The sequence below is a fragment of the Limnobacter sp. genome (assembly GCF_036846585.1).
Classification (GTDB): domain Bacteria; phylum Pseudomonadota; class Gammaproteobacteria; order Burkholderiales; family Burkholderiaceae_B; genus Limnobacter.
Genome location: NZ_DAIUBR010000008.1, coordinates 53,497 through 77,726, shown reverse-complemented (window position 1 = coordinate 77,726; position 24,230 = coordinate 53,497). Strand labels below are relative to the sequence as shown.

At 52.1% G+C, this 24,230-nt stretch carries 24 protein-coding genes; 13 read left to right on the top strand and 11 right to left on the bottom strand.

The annotated features are described in order from the left end of the window. Positions 1-32: 32 nt before the first annotated feature. Together V7028_RS05875 and V7028_RS05870 are read left to right on the top strand one after the other, a co-directional pair. A complete protein-coding gene (locus tag V7028_RS05875; RefSeq protein WP_334119165.1) occupies positions 33-458 on the top strand; it encodes a hypothetical protein in 426 nt (141 codons plus the stop codon). Further along, a complete protein-coding gene (locus V7028_RS05870) occupies positions 455-778 on the top strand; it encodes a hypothetical protein (RefSeq protein WP_334119164.1) in 324 nt (107 codons plus the stop codon). Before V7028_RS05875 ends, V7028_RS05870 begins: the two co-directional genes overlap by 4 nt. On the opposite strand, the gene V7028_RS05865 is transcribed toward V7028_RS05870, so the two are convergent. Further along, positions 775-1,191, bottom strand: a complete 417-nt coding sequence (locus V7028_RS05865; protein ID WP_442918694.1) for a DUF411 domain-containing protein — start codon at positions 1,189-1,191, stop codon at positions 775-777. The two genes, V7028_RS05870 and V7028_RS05865, sit on opposite strands and share 4 nt — an antisense overlap. Positions 1,192-1,454: 263 nt before the next feature. Between V7028_RS05865 and V7028_RS05860 the strand changes: the two genes are divergently transcribed. Then, entirely contained in the window at positions 1,455-2,495 is a 1,041-nt protein-coding gene (locus V7028_RS05860) for an acyltransferase family protein (protein WP_334119162.1), read from the top strand. Positions 2,496-2,525: 30 nt separating this feature from the next. On the opposite strand, the gene V7028_RS05855 is transcribed toward V7028_RS05860, so the two are convergent. From V7028_RS05855 to V7028_RS05845, 3 genes are all read right to left on the bottom strand, one after another. Next, positions 2,526-3,953, bottom strand: coding sequence for an Atrophin-1 multi-domain protein (locus V7028_RS05855; protein ID WP_334119161.1), 1,428 nt, complete (start codon positions 3,951-3,953; stop codon positions 2,526-2,528). A gap of 81 nt (positions 3,954-4,034) precedes the next feature. Then, complete coding sequence (locus V7028_RS05850; protein WP_334119160.1) at positions 4,035-4,694, bottom strand: sugar transferase; 660 nt, start codon at positions 4,692-4,694, stop codon at positions 4,035-4,037. Positions 4,695-4,991: 297 nt separating this feature from the next. Next, positions 4,992-6,293, bottom strand: coding sequence for a capsular polysaccharide export protein, LipB/KpsS family (locus V7028_RS05845; protein WP_334119159.1), 1,302 nt, complete (start codon positions 6,291-6,293; stop codon positions 4,992-4,994). 116 nt (positions 6,294-6,409) lie between these two features. Here V7028_RS05845 and galE point away from each other — a divergent pair, with 116 nt between their 5' ends. Both galE and V7028_RS05835 read left to right on the top strand, forming a co-directional pair. After that, on the top strand, positions 6,410-7,405 hold the full coding sequence (galE, locus tag V7028_RS05840) for a UDP-glucose 4-epimerase GalE (protein WP_334119158.1): 996 nt from the start codon (positions 6,410-6,412) through the stop codon (positions 7,403-7,405). Continuing rightward, positions 7,402-8,196 (top strand): WecB/TagA/CpsF family glycosyltransferase, encoded by a 795-nt coding sequence (locus V7028_RS05835; RefSeq protein ID WP_334119157.1) that lies wholly within the window; start codon positions 7,402-7,404, stop codon positions 8,194-8,196. Before galE ends, V7028_RS05835 begins: the two co-directional genes overlap by 4 nt. Here the strand turns inward: V7028_RS05835 and V7028_RS05830 are convergent. Then, on the bottom strand, positions 8,191-8,715 hold the full coding sequence (locus V7028_RS05830; RefSeq protein ID WP_334119156.1) for a serine O-acetyltransferase: 525 nt from the start codon (positions 8,713-8,715) through the stop codon (positions 8,191-8,193). The two genes, V7028_RS05835 and V7028_RS05830, sit on opposite strands and share 6 nt — an antisense overlap. 224 nt (positions 8,716-8,939) lie before the next feature. Here V7028_RS05830 and V7028_RS05825 point away from each other — a divergent pair, with 224 nt between their 5' ends. The 8 genes from V7028_RS05825 to V7028_RS05790 are packed head-to-tail and all read left to right on the top strand — an operon-like array spanning position 8,940 to position 18,597. Beyond that, entirely contained in the window at positions 8,940-10,136 is a 1,197-nt protein-coding gene (locus V7028_RS05825) for an outer membrane beta-barrel protein (protein WP_334119155.1), read from the top strand. A gap of 39 nt (positions 10,137-10,175) precedes the next feature. Further along, positions 10,176-10,991, top strand: a complete 816-nt coding sequence (epsE, locus tag V7028_RS05820) for a polysaccharide export protein EpsE (RefSeq protein ID WP_334119154.1) — start codon at positions 10,176-10,178, stop codon at positions 10,989-10,991. Positions 10,992-11,014: 23 nt separating this feature from the next. Next, positions 11,015-12,397 (top strand): GumC family protein, encoded by a 1,383-nt coding sequence (locus V7028_RS05815; RefSeq protein ID WP_334119153.1) that lies wholly within the window; start codon positions 11,015-11,017, stop codon positions 12,395-12,397. Positions 12,398-12,405: 8 nt separating this feature from the next. Continuing rightward, positions 12,406-13,293 (top strand): polysaccharide biosynthesis tyrosine autokinase, encoded by an 888-nt coding sequence (locus tag V7028_RS05810; protein WP_334119152.1) that lies wholly within the window; start codon positions 12,406-12,408, stop codon positions 13,291-13,293. Next, positions 13,294-14,679, top strand: coding sequence for an O-antigen ligase family protein (locus V7028_RS05805; RefSeq protein ID WP_334119151.1), 1,386 nt, complete (start codon positions 13,294-13,296; stop codon positions 14,677-14,679). Then, complete coding sequence (locus tag V7028_RS05800) at positions 14,676-16,163, top strand: lipopolysaccharide biosynthesis protein (RefSeq protein ID WP_334119150.1); 1,488 nt, start codon at positions 14,676-14,678, stop codon at positions 16,161-16,163. Before V7028_RS05805 ends, V7028_RS05800 begins: the two co-directional genes overlap by 4 nt. Continuing rightward, a complete protein-coding gene (locus tag V7028_RS05795) occupies positions 16,160-17,404 on the top strand; it encodes a glycosyltransferase (protein WP_334119149.1) in 1,245 nt (414 codons plus the stop codon). The genes V7028_RS05800 and V7028_RS05795 overlap by 4 nt, the downstream gene beginning before the upstream one ends. Beyond that, complete coding sequence (locus V7028_RS05790; protein WP_334119148.1) at positions 17,404-18,597, top strand: glycosyltransferase family 2 protein; 1,194 nt, start codon at positions 17,404-17,406, stop codon at positions 18,595-18,597. The genes V7028_RS05795 and V7028_RS05790 overlap by 1 nt, the downstream gene beginning before the upstream one ends. A gap of 29 nt (positions 18,598-18,626) precedes the next feature. Here the strand turns inward: V7028_RS05790 and V7028_RS05785 are convergent, their stop codons facing one another. The 6 genes from V7028_RS05785 to V7028_RS05760 all read right to left on the bottom strand — a co-directional run bounded on the left by V7028_RS05785 (position 18,627) and on the right by V7028_RS05760 (position 24,179). Next, positions 18,627-20,153, bottom strand: coding sequence for an Atrophin-1 multi-domain protein (locus V7028_RS05785; RefSeq protein WP_334119147.1), 1,527 nt, complete (start codon positions 20,151-20,153; stop codon positions 18,627-18,629). A 298-nt stretch (positions 20,154-20,451) separates the two neighbouring features. Continuing rightward, entirely contained in the window at positions 20,452-21,111 is a 660-nt protein-coding gene (locus V7028_RS05780; RefSeq protein WP_334119146.1) for a fumarylacetoacetate hydrolase family protein, read from the bottom strand. A gap of 4 nt (positions 21,112-21,115) precedes the next feature. Next, on the bottom strand, positions 21,116-21,544 hold the full coding sequence (locus V7028_RS05775; protein WP_334119145.1) for a hypothetical protein: 429 nt from the start codon (positions 21,542-21,544) through the stop codon (positions 21,116-21,118). Positions 21,545-21,605: 61 nt separating this feature from the next. Then, a complete protein-coding gene (gene rhuM / locus V7028_RS05770; RefSeq protein WP_334119144.1) occupies positions 21,606-21,995 on the bottom strand; it encodes a RhuM family protein in 390 nt (129 codons plus the stop codon). Positions 21,996-22,334: 339 nt separating this feature from the next. Continuing rightward, complete coding sequence (gene ssb, locus V7028_RS05765; RefSeq protein WP_334119143.1) at positions 22,335-22,853, bottom strand: single-stranded DNA-binding protein; 519 nt, start codon at positions 22,851-22,853, stop codon at positions 22,335-22,337. Between the two features lie 60 nt (positions 22,854-22,913). After that, positions 22,914-24,179, bottom strand: a complete 1,266-nt coding sequence (locus V7028_RS05760; protein WP_334119142.1) for an MFS transporter — start codon at positions 24,177-24,179, stop codon at positions 22,914-22,916. Positions 24,180-24,230 lie beyond the last annotated feature (51 nt).

Genomic DNA, 24,230 nt, shown 5'->3' with positions numbered 1-24,230 from the left:
CCGAAGATCAGACATGTACCTAATCACAAAACTTGGAACAGTCTGCGACAGACAGGAAACTCCTGCACGACTGTTTTTTTCTATCTATTACAAAGTGCAAGACCGCGCTTTCGCTCTCGCCTCAAGCTCCTGGCTTACTGAAACAAAAAAATGCAATCGATTTAATGCCCGAAAAGACACATGCATCCAAACAAACCGAAGGCAACGATGGGCTTGAGTTTCTGCCAGATTCCGAACAAAACGGAACGTTGCAATTCGGGGAAATTTCCAGACTAGAACAACTTGGCTGGGCCAGGAACGCGGCACTTATCCTTTCGGGATGCAATACGGGCTTGATTTTGGGAAGAGGATGCTCGCCCGCTCAAGCATTGGCCACCCAACAAAAAGTAAAAACCTTGGGTCAAAACGGTCTGTTAGGCGGTGGAAAAAGAATTTCAGGGCAGATTTTCAGACCATGAAGGCGAAACCAATGTATCGAAATATCATTTTCTGGTTGGTTCATGCGGTTGGGTTGCTGATATGGCTGGGAATAAGTTATCGCCTGCTGGATCAGCCACAGAACTATTGGGGTTTCAACATCATGTGGACTCAAGCAGTTTTCTTCGTCAACATAATAATTGTCTTGCTATCAAAACCGGATTCCCGCGGCGCAATCTGCTTCAACGTGGCATCCATCTTGTTAATCAACTTTCTTTTTTATTTCAACGTTTTGGTGCCCTATGAGGTTTGGCTGGATCGCTCCATGCCAACACGCTTTCAGTTCAGTTCACCTTTTTAATTCACAGCATCATAATGGGCAAATGAACTGACTTCACCCTGCTTGCTCACCAGCAACACGTCGTACTCGGCGCGTTTGCCGGGGTAATCGGGGTGTTCCATGCCGGGCGACCCCATGGGCATCGCAGGCACCGACAAGCCCACCACACCCTCCGGCTTTTCAGTCAGCAGTTTTTTGATGTCTGCCGCAGGCACATGTCCTTCCACTGCATAGCCACCCACGCACGCGCTGTGGCAACTGCCGTAACTTTGTGGCATACCCAAGGCAGCGCGGAATGAATCGGTGTTGTTCACATTGTTCACCTTCACGGTGAACCCATTTTCTTCAAGATGTGTAACCCAGTCAGCGCAACAGCCACAAGTGGGTGTTTTCCACACCTCAACAAAGTTATCGGACTGCTGGGCCGCTGGCATTGATGCAACACCTGCGGTGTTTTCCGCGTCACTGCACGCCACCAAAAACAAAGCAAAACCAACCGCCAAAAACTTCTTCAACGCTGCCATGATCAACCTCTTTAATTATCACTAAATTGACTTTACCTGATTTGAACATTTTGATTCTTCGATCGGAAGTATAACCAATGAGTGACTCGATACGTTATTCAGTGCAAACGCTGCTTGCGCAGGCGTGAACAATAAACCCCGGTTATCAGAACTGCATTGGAAAGACCCACGCCATGAATCAGCCCTCAAGCCACCCCACATGGAACTCACTCGATGGTGCGCGCGCCCTCAGCATTGTGTGCGTGATGGCATGCCACCTGCTGCCGCTTGGTCCCAAAACAGTTTTTGATTTGAACATTGCTGCGGGTCAATTTGGCATGGCCATTTTTTTCTCGCTGTCTGGTTTTCTGATTGCTCACAAACTGATTACAGAACGATCACTGTTTGAGTTCGCAGTAAGCCGCTTCATGCGAATTTTTCCATTGTTGTGGCTGTTCCTGTTGATCGACTTTGCAGTGCGGCTGCCCGAGATCAACATTCAAACAATGGCCGCTCATTTTCTGTTGGTCGTCAACAACTTTTCCGATCACTATTTCAGGGAAACAGAACACCTCTGGAGTCTGTGCACAGAAGTTCATTTCTATGCGCTGGCTGCGCTGTGCGTTTTAATGTTCAAGCGCGCAGGGCTGACGTTGCTGGTGATCACTGGTTGCATGTTGAGCATTTATCGCTTTCATGAGCAGGCCTTGTTCAATACCTCCACGTTGTTCCGGCTCGATGAATTGCTCATCAGCCTAAGCCTTGGTTTGATCTGGCACTCTGATTCACCCGCTTCCCGGCACTGCAAGAAACTGCTCGCCACGGTCAATCCATTTTACGCAATGGTAGGCCTGGCTGTTGCCAGCCTGGCACCACCAAGCCCTGTACTTTTCATTTTGCGACCCTACATTGCAGCCTTGTTCGTCGGTTCACTGATCTTCAATACCCAGGCAACAACCAGCCAGATCATGGCCAGCCCGACATTGACGTGGCTTTCACACCATGCATACGCCTTGTACATCATCCATCCGTTCCTGCTTCTGACCTGGCTGGGATCAGGCGACAAAATTACCATGTACCTTAAACGTCCACTGCTTTTCGTCGCTCTGTTTGCTTTGGCATACCTGTCAACGCGCTACTACGAACAATTTTTCGTTCGGCTGGGAAAACAGTGGATCACGCACAGAAGAAAAGCCAAAACAGCCATGTCCACCCGTCCCGCAGTCAGCAACTAGCAGCAGGGAATTTCTGTGTACAGGCTATTTTCAGTTCAGCTTTGAAGCCATTTTGCTCAACGGGTTTGCCACAAACTCTTCTTCTGGATAGACAAGAGCCCTTGCTCTGCCTTCCTTTCCATCACCGGCCGTTTTTCGAACCGTGATAACAGTTCGGGTGTGTTCGCCAGGCCAGGTGAATTTCACAGAATCACCATTGTTCAGCCAATGTGAATTGAATAGCATCCGTTTGCCCTTGGTGCCAAAAATCTTCAGCTCCATCTGAATGCCTTCGCTTGCCTTGAACTGCAATGCATAACTTTTTCCAGCTTTCATTCGAGCCCAGTCCACAGCACTGAAACTTCGGTTGTTGCGGTGCTGGAATTCCGATCCTGCAGATGCATCGTCAGTGATCACCATGGATTGCGTCCAGGTGTCGTAGCGTGCCTCGCCTGATCCTTCGGTTTTCACCCACGGTCCGCGCATGGAAATCAAGTTCAAATTTTCAACTGCATCAAATTCCTTTCCATGCCCGTCAACCCAACCCTGAACAGCCACAACCTGACGCAAGGCTTTCTGAATTCGCTTCAGGTCTTTTGTTACGGAGGCGTCCCATTTGGGCTTTTGGAATTCAAACTTTGAACCATTCTCGACATAGATATAAAAAGGCGTGCCGTGATTGCGATCAACCACGTAAGCACCGTACACTTTCAGTGTTTCAGCTATTTTGCGCAAGCCCGGATCGTTGATCAAATTCGTATCAAACTCCTCGGGAAGCATGAGCAACGCACCTTCAGGAATACCACCAGTGTTTTCTTTCCACGTTCGGTCTGCCGATGTAGCAGGAAATACATAACCCGTTTCGCTCGACAAACCATTGTAAGTTAGCGACATGGCCAGGGCATGGCGGTAAAGGGGCTGACCGTCATTGACCTCGTGCCTGCGGACAAGGCCCGCCATGGGCGGCACAGCGGCTGCGCGCGCACCTTGATAGTAGTGGGATGGGTCGCCCCAACCACGCCCATCCAGCCGCGTCCATGCATACATGGAGGCTGTCCAGCGACCTTCCTGGTCTTTTTTCAGATTCAGAAATGAATGAATCACACCGTCTATGGGATCCACAATATCTGCGTGCCCGTCGCTACCTCGGGCTGGAATGGTTTCGCTTGGCCAACGCGGAATGGTGACATTCGGAATGAACTGTTCGCCATCCAGTTCCCACAAACCTGGCTTGCCCGCAATACCAAACACTTGCTGGGGTGAATCATTTTCATCAGCCAGAAATGCGGTGGTTGAGTACGGACCCTCGCCAACCAAAGGGCGATAAGTTGAATCGGGAATTTGGAAATCCCCAAGCTCGACGCCAGTGGGTCGAGAGTTCCAATACGACTGCGCGGAAAACGGACGCTCGAATGTACCAAAACCAGCAGCCGCAGAACCTCCAGTTTCTGGCTGTTCTGCCTGGGTTTTGCAAGCCACGGACAAGACCGCAGAAAAAAACAGGCACAAGACGAGGCTCGGTCTTTTTGGTGTCGATCTGATCAGATGGTGTTGCACAGTCTACTGGCCTCGCAACATGGCCATGGGCGTTTTTGCCACCAAGGCAAGGTCCCTTACAAATGAGGCCTGTTCAACATACATTGCATCGTACCTGGCTCGACACGCGAAGGTGGTGTCGTGTCGTGCATAGACCTGCCAGAACCCGGTCAAGCCTGGTTTGACAGACAGGTATTTTGCGAGCGCCGCATTGGTGTACAGACGAATCTGCTCCCGTGCAAAGGGTCGTGGGCCTACAACGCTCATCGTGCCATTCAACACATTGATGAACTGGGGTAGCTCATCCACACTGGTGCGTCGCAACCACTTGCCCACCCAGGTAACTCTCGGGTCTGACTGCAATTTCTGAGTCGTCTTCCATTCATGTGCAATTTTTGGATCGGTCGCAATGAGGTGTTCAAGCACCTCTTCGGCATTGACGACCATGGTCCTGAATTTCCAGCAATCAAATGATTTACCTTTCAAACCAACCCTCCTCTGGCTGTAGAAAACCGGGCCTCCGTCAAGAGACACCAACAACATGGCAATCAACAAAACCGGTGAAAAAAACATCAACACCAGCAAGGAGAAAACCACGTCGAATATCCGCTTGAGTGAAGACCGAAGGTATGGGACAACTACGAACGCAGAAATGTGCGCGTAGTTCAGATTGTTTAGTTTCATTTCACAAGCCTCAAATAATGAACAACAAAAATCGCACCCTTTACAAAATTAAAAAGGTAAAAAGTACGGTGATGATTGTTTCCTCGCGCCTGCTTGATGGAGCTACATCAATACAAGAAATTTCTTTTAGTTTTTATTTCCCTGTTGCTAACGAGTGACTTTGAGATTTGGAAAACAAAACGATCGAAATCCATGTAAATTTCTTCAAAACACTCTGAATATTTGGTCAAAAATTCAGAATGATTTGTGTTTGAAATGCCTTCGAAGTTGCTTATCGTGGTTCGCAGAAAAACGCGATCAGGAATTGATACGCAAGATTTTTTGTATCGCGGGACTCAGGTCTGTATCGGGTCCAAAGCTCCACGAACCCTTTACAAAATAATTCGAATGAAGATAGGTTATGAAGCGGTCAATCGCAGGGGCATCGACTGGCCAGTTGCCACGTTTAAGTTGCTGAAGAAAGTCAGTCGTTTGACCTGTTGTACGAACTACTCCACAAATTTCATCGCGTGAATAAAAACTTTCACCAAATACTAGCGTGGGTTTGTGCGCAGCAATCGACTGAAGCCCAACTGAAGAATTTACAACCATGACAAAGTCGCAACGCTCGAGCAAAGGCTGCACCGGCTCAGCACCAACCCAGTGAACACCCTGCATTTCCGCGGCCACATCGGCATAACAAATTCGCCGCATGTCCACTGGATGAAGTTTCACCACAATGTTGTAATCAGGACCAAATACAGCGCGAATGCGCTGATAGCAGTGAAGCAAAAAATCTTTGGGACTATTGAACAGTTTTGAATTCAGCAGGATTTGTGTGTCGTCGTGTACTTGCAGCACCACCAGTGCAAACGGTTTTTTTTGCGCAATAATTTCGTCGCTTGTCGAAAGAGGCAATGTCATTTTCACGGCCTTGCGAACCTGCTGATCACGCAACTCCGGGTATTGATCATAAAATTTTAAATTTGCCAAAACCTTGATTTTCAAAATCAGGCGCTGAAAAAAATGAAGGTGAACAATATTTGTTGGCGTGGTTTTCTCAACTTTTTTTTCTGTCATCACACGCGGTGAGTCAACATTCCATTGGCTGGATGTTACATCGCAAAGACTGGACTCGGCATTGACACCCTTCGGGTCAATTTGCAGAGTATTGGGGAAATATCCATTTTCAATATACACAGTTTTCAGTTGGTGCCTGTCTGCCACAAGTTGACAGATCTTTCCCAGACAATCGCTTCCGTTCCACATGACAATGCAAGTGATTTTGCGTTCAAGCACCAACGATTCAAGTTGTCGATAAATCAGGTTCACCCTTCGACGCCACACGGCATCTGTCCCGCCGTACTTGGCTTTCATGAAGCCGTAAACCGAGTAATACTGCGCATCCGACTCAAACACATCCGCACATGGACTTGCCTCTTCGGCCAGAAGTGTAACCAATGAGCCACTCGATACGTTATTGCTTGCAAACTCGGCTTCAGCAGGCGTGACCGCAAGATAGGTTGGCGTGTATGCGTGCTGGGCCTGAAGGGCCCGTGCCAGTACAATCAAGAACGGACACAAGCCCAAGTAAGTGAGTGGGTACAAAACATTGTGCATGGTGCAGACCTTTAAGTTAATGATGAGTAAATTCGGACGTTGAACTGGCGCATGCCACAATGTAGCGACAATTGCCAATCAACACTTTTTTCGAACCCTTGATTCAAATAACGACGATGTCAAATTTACGGTTACTCGTGGTAGGTGGTGCGGGCTACATTGGCTCTCACATGGTCAAGCAGCTCGCCTTGGCAGGCTGCAACGTTACAACACTCGACAACCTGGTCAGCGGTCACCGGGATGCGGTGCTGCATGGTGATTTTGTGCATGCCGACCTGGCCGACAAAAATTCGCTGACCCAGCTTTTCAAACACCAGCAGTTTGATGCTGTGCTGCATTTTGCGTCCTTCATCCAGGTGGGCGAGTCGGTTCAAAAACCAGCCCTGTACTACGAAAACAACGTCACCAACACACTCAATTTACTGAACGCCATGAACAATGCTGGCGTCAGGCGTTTCATTTTTTCTTCAACGGCAGCCACTTTCGGCGAACCGCAATACACACCCATCGATGAACAGCATCCACAGATGCCGATCAATCCCTACGGGCGAAGCAAGTTGATGATTGAGCAAATTCTCAACGACTACGACCATGCTTACGGACTGAAATCGGTGTGTCTGCGTTACTTCAACGCAGCAGGTGCCGATCCCGATGGACAACTCGGTGAAAGACACGATCCGGAAACCCACCTGATTCCGCTGGTGCTTCAGGCTGCATCGGGTCGCAAGCCTTTCATTTCGGTGTTCGGGCGCGACTATGACACACCCGATGGCACCTGCATCCGGGATTACATTCACATCAACGACCTGTGCGAGGCCCACTGGCTTTCCTTGCAAACCCTGCTTGACGGTGCCAACAGTCAACATTACAACCTGGGCAATGGCCAGGGTTTTTCAGTACAGGAAGTGATTGATTCCGCGCAACGTGTCACCGGCAAACACATCGAAGTTGTGGATGCACCCCGGCGTGACGGCGACCCTGCGAGACTTGTGGCAGACGCCAAATCTGCCCGTTTGAACCTGGGTTGGTCGCCGCAGTTTGCAGAACTGGATGTGATGGTGAAGCACGCCTGGAACTGGGAACAGAATCAGCACGGAGCGAAAATTTCATGACGGTAATTCGAAAAACCCTGTTTGAAATAGAGTTCTCTGCGGTCACGCAAACAGAGGCGGCTCAAACCATCCTGCAGTGGGCAGAAGACGTGCAAGACGCCCCCAGAAGAGTTGTAACACCCAATGTCAACTTGACGGTATTGCAATCGCGCAATCCTGAATTTCGCCGGGTGCTGAACGAATCGGACCTTTGCCTGGTGGACGGGAAACCCATTCTTTGGGCCTCCCGGCTGTTCAAGGTTCACCTGCCCGAGGTGGTGACCGGCAGCGATTTGGTGCCCGCCGTATTTGCTGCGCATCAAGCCCGTGCAAACGGCAAACCTTTGAGAGTTTTTCTCTTGGGTGCTGCGAACGGTGTGGCGGAAAATGCCGCAATGAAAATCATTGCCCGGTATCCGTCTGTACAGGTGTGTGGTGTGTACAGCCCCCCCTTCGGTTTTGAAAGGGATGCGGCAGAATGCGGGAAAATTTGTGAGCGAATCCGCACGGCCCAAGCCAGCATTCTGGTGATTGGACTTGGCGCGCCGAAACAAGAATTTTGGGCGGCCGAGCACCTTGGAAAAACCGGTGTGAACGTAGCGATTTGTGCAGGCGCAACCATCGACTTCCTGGCTGGCGAAAAATTGCGGGCGCCCGTCTGGATGAGGCGCTACGGCCTGGAGTGGCTGTTCAGAACGCTGACAGAACCCAGGCGACTCGCGAAACGATATCTGCGGGACGGCCTGGCCTTGCCTGGTTTGCTGTGGTCGGAATACCAACGCCAGAAAAAGCTGACATCGCGCATTTTATAAATCGCTGTGCGCTGGCCGTTTTACAATTCGGGCCGGATTGCCCACCACTGTGCAACCACTAGGTACATCGGATAGAACCACTGCCAGCGCACCAATTTTAACGTGATCGCCAATGCGAACCGGACCAAGCACATGGGCGCCTGAACCGAATTCAACATGATCGCCCACAATAGGCGCACCACTTCCGTTGCCTTTGTCACCCAATACAACGCCCTGCCGAAGGGTGCAATTGCTACCAATCACCACCTCGGGGTGAATGAAAATTCCACCAAAATGCCAGATCCGAAGCCCCGGGCCGATGCGCGAAGACTTTGGCAAACCAATTCCGGTCATTGTTTCCACCAGGCGCTGCAAAAACCAGTACCAGCGCAGCATCCATTTTTTGCGCAAACCATTAGGGCGCTGATCAATTCGACGACCAAAACGATAAACCCAAATGGCCCAAAGAGACTGTTCCCGCAGCAATTCGCGTTGGCTGCCGCCAACCCGCTTCAAATCAAACAACCAATCTTGATCCATATCGGCACAGTACCTGGAAAAATAATTCCCCAACTCTACACCACACAAACCTGCACGCACGATCGGGTCGACCTGAACCAAAAGCAATTTCAAATTGCTTGTTAGCCAATTCGGACACTCGAGCGTTAACTATGCTGTTCTAAAAAATCAGGTATTCCATAAAAATCATGGCGCACTACCTTTTAGCGATGCATACCGCGTGGCGATATGGCAGCAAACCACTTTTGACGCTGCTGTGTTATACCTCGGCTACCTTGGCCGCCAACCCTGTTTATGGTGCTTCGTCAGAAGACGATCCGGGGTTTGCGCCGTTTGCCAGAGTGGACTACACCTATGATTCAAATCTGCTGAACAGAAGTGATGAAGGTGATGGGCCCGAACCGCAGTCCGACCAGGTCAAACGCCTTGCACTGGGCACACTTTTTAATGCTCAATTGAGCCGCCAAAAGTTCTCGGGGCTTATGTCCCTTAGTGACACACGCCACCAGCGATTTACCGAACGCAACACCGATGGATATGCCTATCGCTTGCGCTGGGACTCCGAGATTGGAAAGACAATTCTCGCCGCTGTAGAAAAAGGGGCCGTGTCCGATCAAGCTCCTATTCAAACGGGGCTGGTGTCAGCAACTGTTCGAAAACAAGACACCGAACTGGCGTCGCTCACCTGGAATTTTCATGCCAACTACGCGGTACTGAGCGAGTACAAACGCACAGAAACCCGTTTCGAAGGTGCAAGTGACAACAACGACGCCCTATTGAACGGCTTGAATCGAGACGATCAGTCTGGCTACATTGGTCTGGCCTACCAACCGTCCTCTGGCAGTTCGTCGGCGATTCTGCTCAAACAATCCAGCGGCTTCTTTCCATCGCGGCAAATCATCGGACCTGGGCAAACCGTGTCCAACAACTTTGATCAATCCGAAGTTGAATGGCTGACCCGCTGGAATTATTCAAAAATAACAATGCTCACGCTCTCGCTTTCTTCGGTGGACAGGCAACATGACGAACTTCCACAAAGAGATTTTTCAGGCACCAACTACCGGGTGGCCATGCGTTACGAACCAACAGTGAAAACGAGTTTTGACCTGATGGTGGGCAAGCAGCTCGTGGGCGTGTCCGATGCCACCAACTCGGATGCATTGGCCAGGCAAGTGGGGTTGGGCATGCAAATGGAATTGACCAGCAAGCTTTTTCTTCAACTGGGCTACATGCCACAGAACCTGGAGTTCAACGGTACAGACGGATTCAGTACCGTGCCCCGCACGGAACGCCTGAAAGAGAGCCGAATCGGGCTGGAGTTTCAGATGGACCCAAGGTTGAAGCTGGGGGCAAATCTGCGCCAGAGGGACAGAGACAGCTCCCTGCCAAACCTGGACTACACAGCACACTCGATGAACGTATTCGTCAAGTATGAGCATTGACAAACCATGGCCTCACACCCAATAAGGAGGAACCCAACAATGAACCGGATCTTATTTTTAATCATACTTCTTGTCACACTAACCCCCGTCCATGCAAACGAGCAAGGCGAGGATTACCGCCTCGGTGGCGGCGACCTGATCAGGGTCAGCGTTTTTCAAAACCCTGATTTTGACGGGGAACGGCGCGTGTCCGAGAACGGGGAGATCACCTTCCCGCTGGTTGGTGCCGTGTCAGTGGGTGACCTCACGGTTCGGCAAGCCGAGATGGCCATTGCAAAACGCCTGAGCGACGGCAAATTTGTTGTAAGCCCCCAAGTCTCGATTTTGCCCCTTGAAATGCGCAGCTCCCAAATTGCAGTGCTTGGCTTTGTGACAAAGCCTGGCCGTTACGCACTGGACTCGCGAAACACAAGGCTAACAGATGCACTAAGCCTGGCAGGTGGCATCATCCAGTCTGCCCCGGCTGTCAGCCTCAACGGTGGCGACATCGTTGTAATCAAAGGCAAGCGCGACGGCAAACCGTTTCAGAAAACTGTTGATCTGCGGGAAGTGTTTCTGCAAGGCGATGATTCGCTGGACGTGTATGTGCGCGGTGGCGACACGATCTACGTGGACAAGGCACCCCAGTACTACGTATACGGAGAAGTGCTGCGGCCCGGCGTGTACAAGATCGAAGCAAACATGACTGTCCGGCAGGCACTGGCGCAGGCTGGTGGGTTGACGCCGCGTGGCTCCCAGCAGGGCATTCGGATTTACAGGAAAGACAAGACGGGCAAGGAAGTCGTGATCGCGCCCGATCTTGATCAGCCCCTGCTGGACAATGACACCTTGTTTTTCAAACAAAGCTTTTTCTAATCCAGACAGACAGGACAATACCCATGAACCTTGAGCAACTACTTTTGATTTTCAAGGCCCGCATTCGAGTCATACTGCTTACCTTTTGCATTGTGGTAACAGGTGCGCTGGTGACTAGTTTTCTGCTGCCAGATGAGTACAAAGCGGACGCCACGCTGGTGGTGGATGTGAGATCACCCGATGCTGGACTGGCCAACGCAGGACTTCCATTCACATCGCCCGCCTTCATGAACACCCAGGCGGAATTGGCCGCATCCGGGCGGGTGATCGAACAAACAATCTCGCTGCTTGATCTTCAAAACAACGAGACTTTGCGGGCTGAATGGGAAATAATCGGCGAGAACCGGCCCGACTTCGGGCTGTGGCTGGCTGCGCACGTCAAAAACAGCGTAAAGGTTTCTCCGGGCAAAGAAAGTAATTCCCTGAACATTACGGCGCTAAGCAACGAGCCACAGCTTGCCGCAGACCTGGCCAATGGCATCGCCCAGGCTTACATCAACACCTCCAGCGACATGAGCACCGCGCCAGCCAAGGCCTACACAAAGATGTATGAAGAGCAGCTTCAGGAAGCGCGTGAAGAACTGATTGAGGCACAAACGAAATTGTCCGAATTTCAGAAAGAACGTGCAATCGTCATTGCGACCGACGATCAAATTGATGTGGAAAATGCAAGGCTGGCTGAACTATCAAGCGCCCTGACGCAAGCACAAAACAAGCGTGCCGAACAGGCTGGAAGGGCAAGCAGCTCAGGCGAACAGGGTTTGCTGCAAGACCTTGGCAGCAACACAGTGCTCAACACAATGCGAACGCAACTCCAACAAAAACAATCCACGCTGGCTGAAGCGTCTTCGAGGATTGGCAGCAACCACCCGGAATACATTCGCCTGAAAGCCGAAGTAGACGCACTGCAAAGCAGTGTTGACACCGAAATCCGTCGAAGCAATGCCACGCTGCAGGCCAGTGCACGAGCGTCAGCCGCCCAGGAAGCATCCATTCGGAATGCGCTGGAAACACAACGAGCAACCATTCTGAAACTTGCTGAAAACCGCGATTTGGCAGCGACATTACAACGCGACCTTGAAGCAGCGAAAAAGCAGTTCGAACTACTGGCTTCCCGAACCAGCATGTCGGAAATTTCCAGCAAACAAACCGCCGCCAATACCTTTCTGGTCAGTGAGGCCAGTGTGCCAACCCGGCCACGCGCCCCGGGAATGTTGATCATCGGAATCAGCGCCTCACTGTTTGGGCTATTGCTTGGCTTGGCTCTTGCCTTCGCCATGGAATTTCTTGATCACCGCGTGCGGTCTGCTTCCGATCTACGCTCGATGGGTATTCCTGCACTTGCCAAGATTTCTACAAGCCGTGCAAACCGTGGAATGCGTCAACTGAACTACACCCAAAGGTGAACCACACCATGAAAGTCAGAAACAATCTGGAAACCCCACAGATTACCCACGTGGAAGGCGATACCTCGCAGTCTATTGGACACATTCTGGTAAGGTCTGGACGGCTTAGCCCAGAGGCTGCCGAGGAAATACACCGCAGGCAAAAAGACAACGGTCTTTTGTTTGGTGAAACGGGCATTGCGATGGGCCTGCTCAGCCGGGAAGACGTGGAGTTTGCAATCGCCTCGCAATTTGACTATTCAGTTCTCAAAAGAGGCAGCAGCAAGATTTCCGAAGACCTTGTGACAGCCTATGACCCCTTCGGGCCGGGAGCAGAATCATTCCGCGAATTGCGCACCGAATTGTTGCTGGGCTGGTATGAAGCGGATGAGAATGCAAAAATTCTGTCTGTCGTCAGTCCACGGCGTGGCGAGGGCCGCAGTTACGTTGCGGCCAATCTGGCAGTTTCATTTTCGCAACTTGGCCACAAAACCCTGCTGATCGACACCGATTTTCGCAATACCAGGCTTCATGCATACTTTGGCGTGCCCAACCGGCGTGGGCTGTCCTCCCTGCTTCAAGACAAAAGTTCTTTCAACTTTTTTCTGCCCGTCAATGGCATAAACAATCTTTTTATTCTGCCTTCGGGCCCCTTGCCGCCCAACCCGCAGGAACTGCTTTCGCAAGGTGCCTTTGCGAACCTGCTGACCGAATTCACCAACTATTTCGACATCCTTATTCTGGACACCCCTGCTGCGCTGATTTACGCCGATGCAACTGCGATCTCCATGCGATCCCATGCATCCATCATGGTGACCCGACAAAACCACACCAAAGTCGCTGAACTGACACACCTGAGCGACAACTTGCAGCGACACGGGGGGAAAGTTCTGGGGTCTGTTTTGCTGGACTTTTAGATGCAACAGATGAATTTCGCAACACATTCAAACCAGTTTTTATATGGGCTGGGGCTAATCGCCGGAGTTGCAGCCTTGTTGCTGTTTGGGGCGGCGGTAGGTTTGTACGCGAACAGATTTGGCGAACACATGGTATTGATGCTCGGAACGCCCTTGCTGATTCCGCTTGGCCTGTTGCTGTTTGTGAATCCGCGTTTGTTGTTTTATGTGCTGATCGGCACACGCTGTGCACTTGACCCGGTTCTGGAATCGGCGCGCTTTTCATCCAGTTTCGGATTGGGTGCATTGCTCAACATGCTGCTGGTTGCCTGTGCAGTGATGATATCCATTCAGGGTGACAAGGTCAGACTGAAGCAAAGCATCTTGTTGTGGGCACTTCCGCTTCTGGTGATGGTTTTCGGCGTGACCTATGCACCCGATACCCTTGCGGCACTGAAACGCCTGATTGGCTTCATCAGCTATTTTTCGGTCTTCACCATTGGCATGATTCTGTTCGAGGAAAAAAAGCTGCGCACCCTGCTTCGGGTTGTCGTGATGTCCTCGGCCTTGCCCATTGCCGTGGGCCTGTACCAGTTTGCCACCGGATCGCTGGCGGCTGAAGGTCGCCTGGCCGCCACATTCACCCACCCCAACATTTTCGCCTTTTATTGTTTGCTGGTTTTGATTGCGCTGGTCTACCTGCGACGAACATCCGCAGGCCCAGGCGAGAGCGAACCGGGGTGGCTGGAGTCAGCAACACACTCCGTGCTGTTTGTATTGCTGTTGGTATCGATCGTGCTGACCCAAACACGCAGTGCCTGGGTGGCGCTGACGTTAATTGCACTAACCTACGGCGTGGTGTTTTCCAGAAAAACCTTGTTGTGGCTGTTCCTTGGCCTTTTGCTTGCAGCACTGACCCCAGAGGTTCAGGAACGCATTGTTGACTTGTTCAGTGGCAATGAGGTGGCAAACTACGGCAAGCTCAACTCGTTTGCATGGCGACAATACATCTGGGAAAGCGGCCTGAACTGGATGGATACTTCGCGCTATTTGCTGGGGTACGGGATCGGTGGTTTTTATCATTACTCCCCCGAATTTTTCCCGCTTTCTGGTGGCACCCACTATGGTGCCCACAATGTATTTGTTGAACGCTTTTTCGACGGCGGGGTACTGGCGGTCAGTGTCTTCTCGGTCTTCTTTCTGGTCCAGATACAAAAGGCATTCGCTTTGATCCGGCACGACCGCTTCACCGCACTGGTCTACCTGGGAATGATTCTGTCTTACCTTACCTTGAACGCTTCGGACAACGTGGTCGACTACCTGGCCTACAACTGGTACTACTGGGCAGTGGCGGGTGCTTTCTATGCTGCGGCGTGCCAGGCCACATCAAGCAGACTTCGCCCATGAACGCAAAATCACTTCGCGGTGCCTACCTGATGGTGGCTGGCAAAGGATTGTCTGCACTGATCGGATTGGCCAGCATGCTGATCCTGGCCCGCTTGCTGGAGCCTGAAGATTATGGTCTGGTGGTGCTGGTCGAGGCTGCGCTCACCCTGCTGGCTGCCGTCACTGAACTTCAGATGATTTCTGTGCTCATTCATCTTCCCAGGGTGGACGACGAACACTTCAGCACCACGTGGACCCTGAACCTGATACGCGCTTTTGTGCTGTGTTCACTGGTGGTTCTGATCGCACCGGGCATTGCCGAATTCTATGACGACCCACGTCTTGTGGATATCGCATACGTATCCAGTCTTTCACTGTTTCTCGGGGCCATGCTCAACCCGAAAATGGCCCTGCTTGTCCGCGACCTTGATTTCAAGAAAGAGTTTTTACTCGGGCTGAGCCAGAAGATTGCCGGCTTTGTGGTCACCGTGATCGTTGCTTACCAGCTACGGAACTACTGGGCCTTGGTGTTGGGCACCCTGGCCACGCAAATTTGCGGGCTGGTGGTTTCGTACTGGTGTTACCCGTTCAAACCGGCACTGACCTTGAGCAAGGTGCGCGAACTCTGGGGATTTTCCATGTGGCTTTCTCTGGCCAATTTTGTGAAAACACTGAACATCAAGCTGGATCAATTTGTGGTTGGTAAAATGTTCAACCCCAGTGTCACGGGTGTGTATTCACTGGCCACGCGTCTGTCCACCGTGTTGTTTACCGACACGCTTGGCGCAGCGCTTCGCGTTGTGTCGCCCAGCCTTCGCGCACACTCGCACAACCCCCTTGAATTGAACAAGGCCTACCTGAAAACACAAAGCCTGGTCACCCTGATTTTTTTACCCGTGGCCAGCATCACCAGCGCACTGGCTTCACCGTTGATTGATTTGGCCCTGGGGCCAAAATGGATTGACGTCATTGATGTGTTCCGTGTTCTGGTGCTTGCTTTGTGTCTGGAAGCCATCGGCGGCGTGGGCCTGTCGGTTGCAATGGCCACACTGAACACACGGCTCGCATTTTATAGAAACCTGGTCTCCATTGCAGGTCGCGCCGCTTTCATGACCATCGGGCTTTACGCCGGTGGCTTTTATGGTTTGCTGCTTGGGCGGGGCGCCTCGGCCCTGCTCGATCTGCTGTTGTATTTCGCAATTGCGGGAAAAGTCACCGGCCTGTCCATTCGAAAGCAGTTGTGGCTGAACTGGCGCACCGTGCTGTCGTGTGCACTTGTTTACCCTGTGCTGTATGCCTTGCAAACACCACCCTGGCAATCGATTGGCAACTCCAGCCTGTTACAAGCCTTCTGGTTGCTCGCAATGATTGGCGCGGGGCTGCTTATGCAAATGGGTGTGCAGGGCTTGCTTTGGATTCTAAGCAACAGGCCCGACAGCATTGAACCGATTTTTCTTGCCTACCTGAAAAGCAAATTTATTCACAGGGGAATGCGAAGCGCATGAACACGAACAAGGTTGCCTACCTGATCAATCAGTATCCCAAAGTAAGTCACACCTTCATTCGGCGCGAGATTCTTGCGCTCGAATCGTTGGGGCTTCACATTGGTCGGCTGTCCGTGCGGGGTTGGAACAACCCGGTCGCGGACCCCGTCGATGAAACCGAGCGGCAGAAAACCTTTTACCTGCTTCAGAACGGTTTGTTCGGTCTTGTCGGCGCCAGTGTTGCCGTGTTCATTGAGCGACCCCGCCTTTTTTTTAAGGCCTTGCGAACCGCTTTTTCCATGGGCATTCGAGCCGACCGCCCTTTGCCTTTTCACCTGATGTACCTGCTGGAAGCCTGCAAGGCATTGCAATGGTTGCGCAAAGAAAACATTGGGCATGTGCATGCACACTTTGGCGCCAATTCCACCGAGGTGGCCATGATGATTCGCCTGCTCGGCGGCCCCACCTACAGCTTCACCGTGCATGGCCCCGAAGAATTTGACAAGCCCGAATTCATTGGACTGGGCACAAAAGTTGAGCATTGCGCCTTTGTTGTGGCCATCACCTCCTATTGCCGCAGCCAGATTTACCGCTGGATTCCCCAGACCAACTGGAACAAGGTCAAGGTAGTCCGCTGTGGCATCGAAGCGGACTTTCACCGCAATTTGCCCAATGCATTTCCCAGCGAACCGCGACTTGTCTGTGTGGGGCGTTTGTGTGAACAGAAAGGGCAGCTGATTTTGCTGGCAGCGGCTGCGAAGTTGAAAGAACAGGGCATGGACTTTCAACTGGTGCTGGCCGGTGACGGAGAAATGCGCCCAGAAATTGAGCGGCGAATCGACCAACTGGACCTTCGCAACAACGTGCAGATCACCGGCTGGATCAGCAGCGAGCAAGTGCGGCAAGAGATATTGAAATCACGGGCGATGGTGTTGCCCAGTTTTGCAGAAGGCTTGCCGGTTGTGGTGATGGAAGCCATGGCATTGAAACGCCCTGTCATCAGCACTTACATTGCCGGCATGCCCGAACTGGTGATTCCCGGTGTAAACGGATTCTTGTGCCCGGCAGGCGATGTGAATGAATTGGCAATGCTGATGGAAACTTGCCTGAAGGCAGACGAAGGCACGCTGCGCGAACTTGGAGACAATGCGCAGCGTGCTGTGCTGGAACAGCACCACATCCTGACCGAAGCAGGCAAACTGGCCACGCTGTTTACAACACCGCAGGGTCAGGAACATGCAACAGGGGGCGAAACACTGTGATGTGGATCCTGAACATGCTGGTTGCCCTGCCCGCCATCTTGCTGACCCTGCTCGCGCTGTGGTTCGGCATGCAGGTTGTGGCCGCCTGTTGGCCGGGAAAGGCGCAACCTCGCCAAAGAACAGCTGCACGCAGGCGGCTTGCTGTTCTTGTTCCGGCCCACAATGAATCAACAAACATGATTCCCACATTGCGCGCTATTCACTCACAAAGCCTTGCGGGATTGCGTGTTCTTGTGGTGGCTGACAACTGCAGTGACGACACGGCACAGGTGGCGAAAGCCGAGGGGGCCGAGGTGATCGAGCGAAGCGACCCGACACGGCGCGGCAAGGGCTATGCCCTTGATTTTGGAATTCAGCATTTGAAAGCGAGCCCACCCGACACGGTCATCATCCTGGATGCCGACTGCATCCCGGAGCCCGGTGCAATCGCTCGCATGGCCGAACTGTCCACACAAACACAACGCCCGGCCCAGGCGCTTTATCTGATGAAAAGCCCAAGCCCGCAATCAGTTAAATCGAGAATTGCCGAATTCGCGTGGCTGGTCAAAAACCATGTTCGCGCGCGCGGGCTTCATTGGTTCGGGCTGCCCTGCCAACTGACCGGATCTGGTATGGCCTTTCCATGGCGCGTATTGCAACAGGCGCCTTTGGCCACTGGCGAAATTGTGGAAGACATGAAACTGGGAATCGCATTGGCAGCACGCGGATACGCACCCGTGTTTTGCGAACAGGCGGTGGTCAGCAGCACCTTCCCGGCCAATGAGGAGGGCGTGCGTTCGCAGCGCGAGCGCTGGGAACACGGTCACCTGGCAATTATCAGGAACGAAGGTTTGCCCAATTTGGGCAGGGCATTGCTGAACCGAGACTTGAACCTGTTTTTCTTGGCCCTGGATCTTTGCATTCCACCCTTGGCTTTGTTGGTCATGCTGAACATGGCCTGGCTGATGGTGGCCGGTGTTTATTGGGCTTGGCTTGGCAGCGCATGGGCACTGGCAATCAGCGTGATTGGCATGTTGATCACGGTCGCATCGGTTGCTTTGGCCTGGTACAAATTTGGCCGGTCTGTGGTGTCTGGCAGTGACCTGTTGCGGGTACCGGTTTACATGCTGTCCAAACTGTCGGTGTATGCTGGTTTTCTGTTTCGCAGACAAACCACCTGGGTTCGCTCCAAACGGGACAACGAACCCAAATAGCCCCCTGACTCAACACAGGGAGTGCCAAATTATTCGGGCACTTCGTTCAAGATCGCACGAATCACGGTTTTTTCGCCAATGCCACTGACCACACCCAGAATGGACGCGCCGTCCACCGTGGGCCAGCGGAAACGGTAGGTTTCACCATTGCTTAAGGCCCGGGAATGGAACTGTTGAACGCCCCCGCCCCAATACCGCAGGTAGGCGCGGCCGCCATTGCTTGCCTCAACCCGGAACTCATAGAGCCTGCCCTTGACAGGCTTGGCCCACTTGACCCGGGAAATGGCCCGGTCTGACGAACTTTCCGCCGTGTAGGCTTTGTTTGTTGGACCAAACACCACACTTTGCAACGCCGATTCGAAAACAGGAAACGTTTCTCCCTGCACTATCGGGCGCCATGGACCGCGCATCGACGCCATGTTCAGCGGGGCCAGCGAAGCCACTGCTTCGCCCTGGCTGTTCACCCAGTCCCTGGCATAGGTCACCTGCCGCAAGGCCGCCCGAATGCGTTGCAAATCGTTGGCCACAGCAGAATTCCAGCCCCCCTTATGAAGGTTGAAGTCTGAACCATTTTCAACATAAATGTAAAAAGGAGTGCCCACGTTTCTGTCCACCACGTAAGCACCGTAAGTTTTCAGTGTGTTGACCACCTTTCGCAAATCAAGGTTGCTGATTTTTGTGGCGTCAAATGTGGGCGGCAACATCATCAGGGCGCCGGTTGGAATTCGCCCCGTGTTGTCCTTCCAGGTGCGGTCACCCGAAGTGGCCGGAAATACATACTGCTCGTACTCTGACATGCCATTGTAAGTTAGCGACATGGACAGCGCATGGTTGTACTGGCTTGCCCCATCGTTGATTTCGTGCTTTCTGATCAGCCCTGCCATGGGCGGAATTCCCGCAGCCCGCGCACCCTGAAAATAATGCACGCCATCGCCCCATCCGCGCCCGTCAAGACGGGACCAGGCGTACTGAACCGCAGTCCAGCGTCCATCGGTGTTTCTTAACTGCCAGAAAGAATGGATGATCCCGCTTTCAACATCAACAATGTCTGCGTGCCCGTCTGTTCCGCTGGCAGGAACTGTCTCGGCTGGCCAATGGGGAATTGTCACCGAGGCACGGTTCATCTCCGCGTCCGGATCCCAAACACCCATGGAGCCCGCGGGTGGATAAACGGTAACAGACGCATCATTTGGACTGGCCAGAAACGCTCTGCTGGAGTACTTGCCAGTACCGACCATTGGGTAATACGTGGATTCCGGAATGACGACATTGCCAAATGCAACCTGTCGAGGACGAATATTCCACAGCGAATTCACAGAGAAAGGTCGCTCAAAGGTAGAAAAATCGCTGGCCTGATAAACAGATGGTTCTGGAACCTGTGGCACCAGCAAGCCGGTGGAAGGACTTTCTTTCTTGCAAAATCCGCTTGAAATGCTGACCTGACAAATTGGTTCAAACACTTGGGCTTGAGAAACTTTTGCTTGAACAGTGAATGCGGTGATCAATAAAAAGGTGGTGTGGAAAATGAACTTGGGGGGTACGGCTAGATTACTCATGATGTGACTTTCGCTCAATGCAATGTGGCTTACAAACTGCCTGCGGCAACAACACGCGGGCAACCTGCCGACACAAACCCTTGATAAAAAAGGATTTTTTAATCGGCAATCTGCACTTTATAGAGGAAAAAAAATGCCTGATACATCAAGAAGCAAACCAATTTGGCGCGTGATTAATGATTCAAAGAAAAAAGTGTTAAGTATTATGCTTATGCTTCAGGATAATTTTCACAAAACATAAATCATAATTTACAAACCAATTGCCATATTTCAAACATATGGTTGTTAATCAATGAATTCAACTCACCAAGAATTCAGTATCAATCCAGTTCGGCAGTAACAAGCGCACGGCATCTTGACTATTCAGTGCCCCAACGCCTTCCGGCGTTCCGGTGAAAATCAAATCGCCCTCCTGCAAGGTAAATACCTCGCTTAAATAATGCACGATGAAAGGGATGGAAAACAGCATTTTACGTGTGTCGCCATGTTGACGAGGTTGCCCGTTCAGGTGCATCTGGAATTCAATGTGATGGACTTGTTCAATGTACTCGGCCGGAACAAACTGCGTCACCGTGGCTGCACAGTCAAAGCCCTTGGCCACCGCCCAAGGCAAACCACCTTGCTTGGCTTTGGTTTGTAAATCACGTGCGGTCAGGTCCAGGCCCAGCCCATAACCTGCAATGTGGCTCAATGCCTTGTCTTCAGGAATATTCTTGCCACCCTGCCCCACCAGCAATACCAGTTCGGCTTCGTAATGCACATCGCGTGAATGCGCGGGCAGCACAATGGGCGTGCCCGGCGGGTGCAAGGCCGAGGTGGGTTTGATAAACACCACGGGGTCTTCTTCCGGGCGGTTGCCAAGTTCGGCAATGTGGGCCGCATAATTTCGGCCAATACAAAAAATATTGCGAACCTGAACTGCTTTTGCTTGCTGGGCCAGCAAGGTGACATGGGGCATGGGTTTAAATTCCTTCTTCTTTCAAAAATGGACCAAAGCAGGTATCCAGTTCAGCCTTCTGGCACATCATGAATTTCGCGCCCGACACATGCATCACGATGTAGTTGGTGGCCACATTGCCGTTGGGCACCACATTGCCCATGCAATCGGCTTCGCTGTTGACCTGAATCACCGTGTCAACCCACTTGTAGAAACCTTGCTCGTCGGGGCGCAGGCTGATGTCATACCGGGTTTGAACCACCTGTCCGCCACTGAGAATTTGTGCAGTGCCGTCGGTACGAATGTCGTAAATTTCAGAACAGTTTTGCTCGGGTAAATTGATGCGCCACAAACCCACCAGCGGGTGTTCTTTGGGCAGTATGGGTTCGGCCTGCAAAGGAGAAATCAGCAAGGCTGCGCTCGCGCAGGCCAAGAGGGAAAAACGGTACTTCATGACAAACCTCTGCTGCAATGGTTGGTGCAACAAGCATACTAAGTTGACACGCACACCGCAATCACCGCTGAATTCGTTGCCATTTCAACAATGTGTCAATGTCCTGCGCCCCGCGTAGTTCTTTATGGGCGCGCTGCTGTAAAGCGTAGTGATCATACTCAGCGTAGGCTTTTTTCTCAGCCTGATGTTTACCCACTCGTCCAGCATCTGGTAGCACGTCGCGATCATTAAACTTTAAAAACTGCTCAAGCTTCTCAAGCCAATCACGCAAGAATACTTGCTTACGCCGCATCGCCTGGTCTTCAGCAAAATTCAGCCACATACTGACAATCCGATTCAATTCTACGATTTCAGCTTCACTCAAATAATTCTTGGCAACAGTTACATCAGCCTTCCGAACCTCACTTCCCTTGAAAGTACGTAACCCCATGTCGGGTTGATTGGCATCCACTCACTCGTAAATGAGCTCTGCTGCTGTCTTGCCTGAACAGGCAAAATGCAGTTTGTTTTGAATGGAACTGGTTAGTTTGATTAAGCGATGGCTCGTAATCGGCTGCAAGCGTACTGGAGGCCCATTTTCGGAATTGTGTCCCACGGGGGGAGCGACCGAGGTCCCCCTGAAATTGCAACGACGATTTGTCTGTGGGCATTTAGTTTGCTCCATCAACAAGGCTTTTAGAGCTTAGTTGTTAACGCTTGCCACGTTAAACCAAGTCCCTATTAAAAAAACCCCACCAAGCGATCAGCTCGATAGGGTTTCCTGACTGCCAAAATAATACTTTTATCCCAATCAAAACGGAATATCGTCGTCCAGATCGGCCACGCTTTGAGGTGCCGAGCGCTGCGGTGCGGGCGCAGACGAACGCATGCTGCTGCCACCGCCTGAACTGCCACCTGAGCTGCGGCTTGGTGCAGGTGACTGATCAAAGTCATCACCACCGCCCATGGACGAACCACCGCCACCGCCGCCGCCTTCACGACCACCCAGCAACTGCATTTGATCCGCAATAATTTCAGTGGTGTATTTGTCCACACCCGACTGGTCTTGCCACTTGCGGGTTTTCAGGCGCCCTTCAATGTACACGGAGCGGCCTTTCTTGCAGTATTCACCTGCAATTTCAGCCAGGCGACCGTAAATGACCACGCGGTGCCATTCGGTTTCTTCGCGTTTTTCACCTGTGTTTTTGTCTTTCCAGTTGCTGGACGTGGCCAAGGCCAGGTTCACCACGGCACCGCCATCGGGTAGATAGCGCACATCGGGATCTTTGCCCAAATTACCAACCAGAATTACCTTGTTTACTGAGGCCATGGAATGAAATGCTCCTTAAATTCTTGAAATGAGTATTGAAATGCATTTAAGTGGGGCTGGCTAAGTGTGACTGATTGAGCCATCGACGGGTGCCTGTTGTGCTGCAGCCGCCGTTGATGCTCGCGGGGGCAGGGCTTTGATGCCCACAGCCAACAAAAACCACAACACAACCAACAACAACACGCCTTCAAACACGCCTTGCGCACCCAAATGGCGAAAGGCCAAACCACCCAGCGCGCCACCGGCAAAAAGCCCCAACGCTTGAGAAGTATTATATACACCCAAAGCCAAACCCCGGTGACTGAGGGGTGCCACTCGTGATACCCACGAGGGAAGGGTAGCCTCGAGCAAATTAAAGCCCACGAAGTAAGCCAACAGCAACACAACCACGGCCCAGCCTTGTTCTGCAAACAACGCCAGCCCTAGCAACACCGCCCCCATCAGTCCAATTGCGCCCAACTTCACCAGTTTGGTTTTTGCTTTTTTCTCGGCCCACACCATCAGTGGCACCATCAGCAGGAACGAGCCCAACACCACAGGCAAGTACACTTTCCAGTGTTCTTCGAGCGGCAATTCCAGGCCACGGAGAAGCAGGCTGGGCACCACCACAAACAAGGACATTTGGGTCAGGTGCAAGGTAAAAATACCCAAATTCAAGCGCAGCAGGTCGGGCTGAGTTAACACAGCCCAGCCATCTGCAAAGCTGCCTTTCAGCTTGGCCTCCTGATCCGCCAAATTCGGGGTGGGCAACAGCCAGATCACCACCCCAATGCCCAGAATACTGAGCCCCCCAGTGATGCCAAACAAACCACTGAGCCCAAGAAACTTGTACAGAATTGGCGCAAAAACCAGCGACAGGGCAAAGGTAATCCCGATGGATGCGCCAATCATGGCCATGCCTTTTGAACGCACTTCATCGCGGGTTACATCGGCCAGCAAGGCCGACAAAGCGGCTGAAATGGCCCCTGCCCCTTGTAGCGCGCGTGCCCACACCAGCTGCTCGACCGTTTCGGCCACATAACCCAACCAGCAACCCACGGCAAACAACAGCAAACCGCCAATGATGATGGGCTTTCTGCCAATTTTGTCGGAAGCCCAGCCCAGTGGAATTTGCATGCAGGCCTGCGCCAGCCCATAAATGCCCATGGCCAGGCCCACCACGCTTAAGTTGTCGCCCCCTGGCATGCCTGCTGCATGCAGGGAAAACACCGGCAGGATCATGAACATGCCAAACATGCGCAATGCATAAATGCTGGCTAGCCACACAGCGGCTTTGCGCTCGGCGGGCAACATTTTGAAAGCATCGGGGGCGGTGTTACGGCTCATGTGTTATTGAAATTCAAGGGCTTGAACAACCCGTGTAGATGTGTTGATCCG

Bases quoted from the DNA above. Each gene is read 5' to 3' on its own strand.
- V7028_RS05870 (WP_334119164.1), top strand. From the start codon at position 455: ATGAAGGCGAAACCAATGTATCGAAATATCATTTTCTGGTTGGTTCAT.
- V7028_RS05865 (WP_442918694.1), bottom strand. From the start codon at position 1,191: ATGCCAGCGGCCCAGCAGTCCGATAACTTTGTTGAGGTGTGGAAAACA.
- V7028_RS05860 (WP_334119162.1), top strand. From the start codon at position 1,455: ATGAATCAGCCCTCAAGCCACCCCACATGGAACTCACTCGATGGTGCG.
- V7028_RS05850 (WP_334119160.1), bottom strand. From the start codon at position 4,694: ATGAAACTAAACAATCTGAACTACGCGCACATTTCTGCGTTCGTAGTT.
- V7028_RS05845 (WP_334119159.1), bottom strand. From the start codon at position 6,293: ATGCACAATGTTTTGTACCCACTCACTTACTTGGGCTTGTGTCCGTTC.
- galE (WP_334119158.1), top strand. From the start codon at position 6,410: ATGTCAAATTTACGGTTACTCGTGGTAGGTGGTGCGGGCTACATTGGC.
- V7028_RS05835 (WP_334119157.1), top strand. From the start codon at position 7,402: ATGACGGTAATTCGAAAAACCCTGTTTGAAATAGAGTTCTCTGCGGTC.
- V7028_RS05830 (WP_334119156.1), bottom strand. From the start codon at position 8,715: ATGGATCAAGATTGGTTGTTTGATTTGAAGCGGGTTGGCGGCAGCCAA.
- epsE (WP_334119154.1), top strand. From the start codon at position 10,176: ATGAACCGGATCTTATTTTTAATCATACTTCTTGTCACACTAACCCCC.
- V7028_RS05815 (WP_334119153.1), top strand. From the start codon at position 11,015: ATGAACCTTGAGCAACTACTTTTGATTTTCAAGGCCCGCATTCGAGTC.
- V7028_RS05810 (WP_334119152.1), top strand. From the start codon at position 12,406: ATGAAAGTCAGAAACAATCTGGAAACCCCACAGATTACCCACGTGGAA.
- V7028_RS05805 (WP_334119151.1), top strand. From the start codon at position 13,294: ATGCAACAGATGAATTTCGCAACACATTCAAACCAGTTTTTATATGGG.
- V7028_RS05800 (WP_334119150.1), top strand. From the start codon at position 14,676: ATGAACGCAAAATCACTTCGCGGTGCCTACCTGATGGTGGCTGGCAAA.
- V7028_RS05795 (WP_334119149.1), top strand. From the start codon at position 16,160: ATGAACACGAACAAGGTTGCCTACCTGATCAATCAGTATCCCAAAGTA.
- V7028_RS05790 (WP_334119148.1), top strand. From the start codon at position 17,404: ATGTGGATCCTGAACATGCTGGTTGCCCTGCCCGCCATCTTGCTGACC.
- V7028_RS05785 (WP_334119147.1), bottom strand. From the start codon at position 20,153: ATGAGTAATCTAGCCGTACCCCCCAAGTTCATTTTCCACACCACCTTT.
- V7028_RS05780 (WP_334119146.1), bottom strand. From the start codon at position 21,111: ATGCCCCATGTCACCTTGCTGGCCCAGCAAGCAAAAGCAGTTCAGGTT.
- V7028_RS05775 (WP_334119145.1), bottom strand. From the start codon at position 21,544: ATGAAGTACCGTTTTTCCCTCTTGGCCTGCGCGAGCGCAGCCTTGCTG.
- ssb (WP_334119143.1), bottom strand. From the start codon at position 22,853: ATGGCCTCAGTAAACAAGGTAATTCTGGTTGGTAATTTGGGCAAAGAT.
- V7028_RS05760 (WP_334119142.1), bottom strand. From the start codon at position 24,179: ATGAGCCGTAACACCGCCCCCGATGCTTTCAAAATGTTGCCCGCCGAG.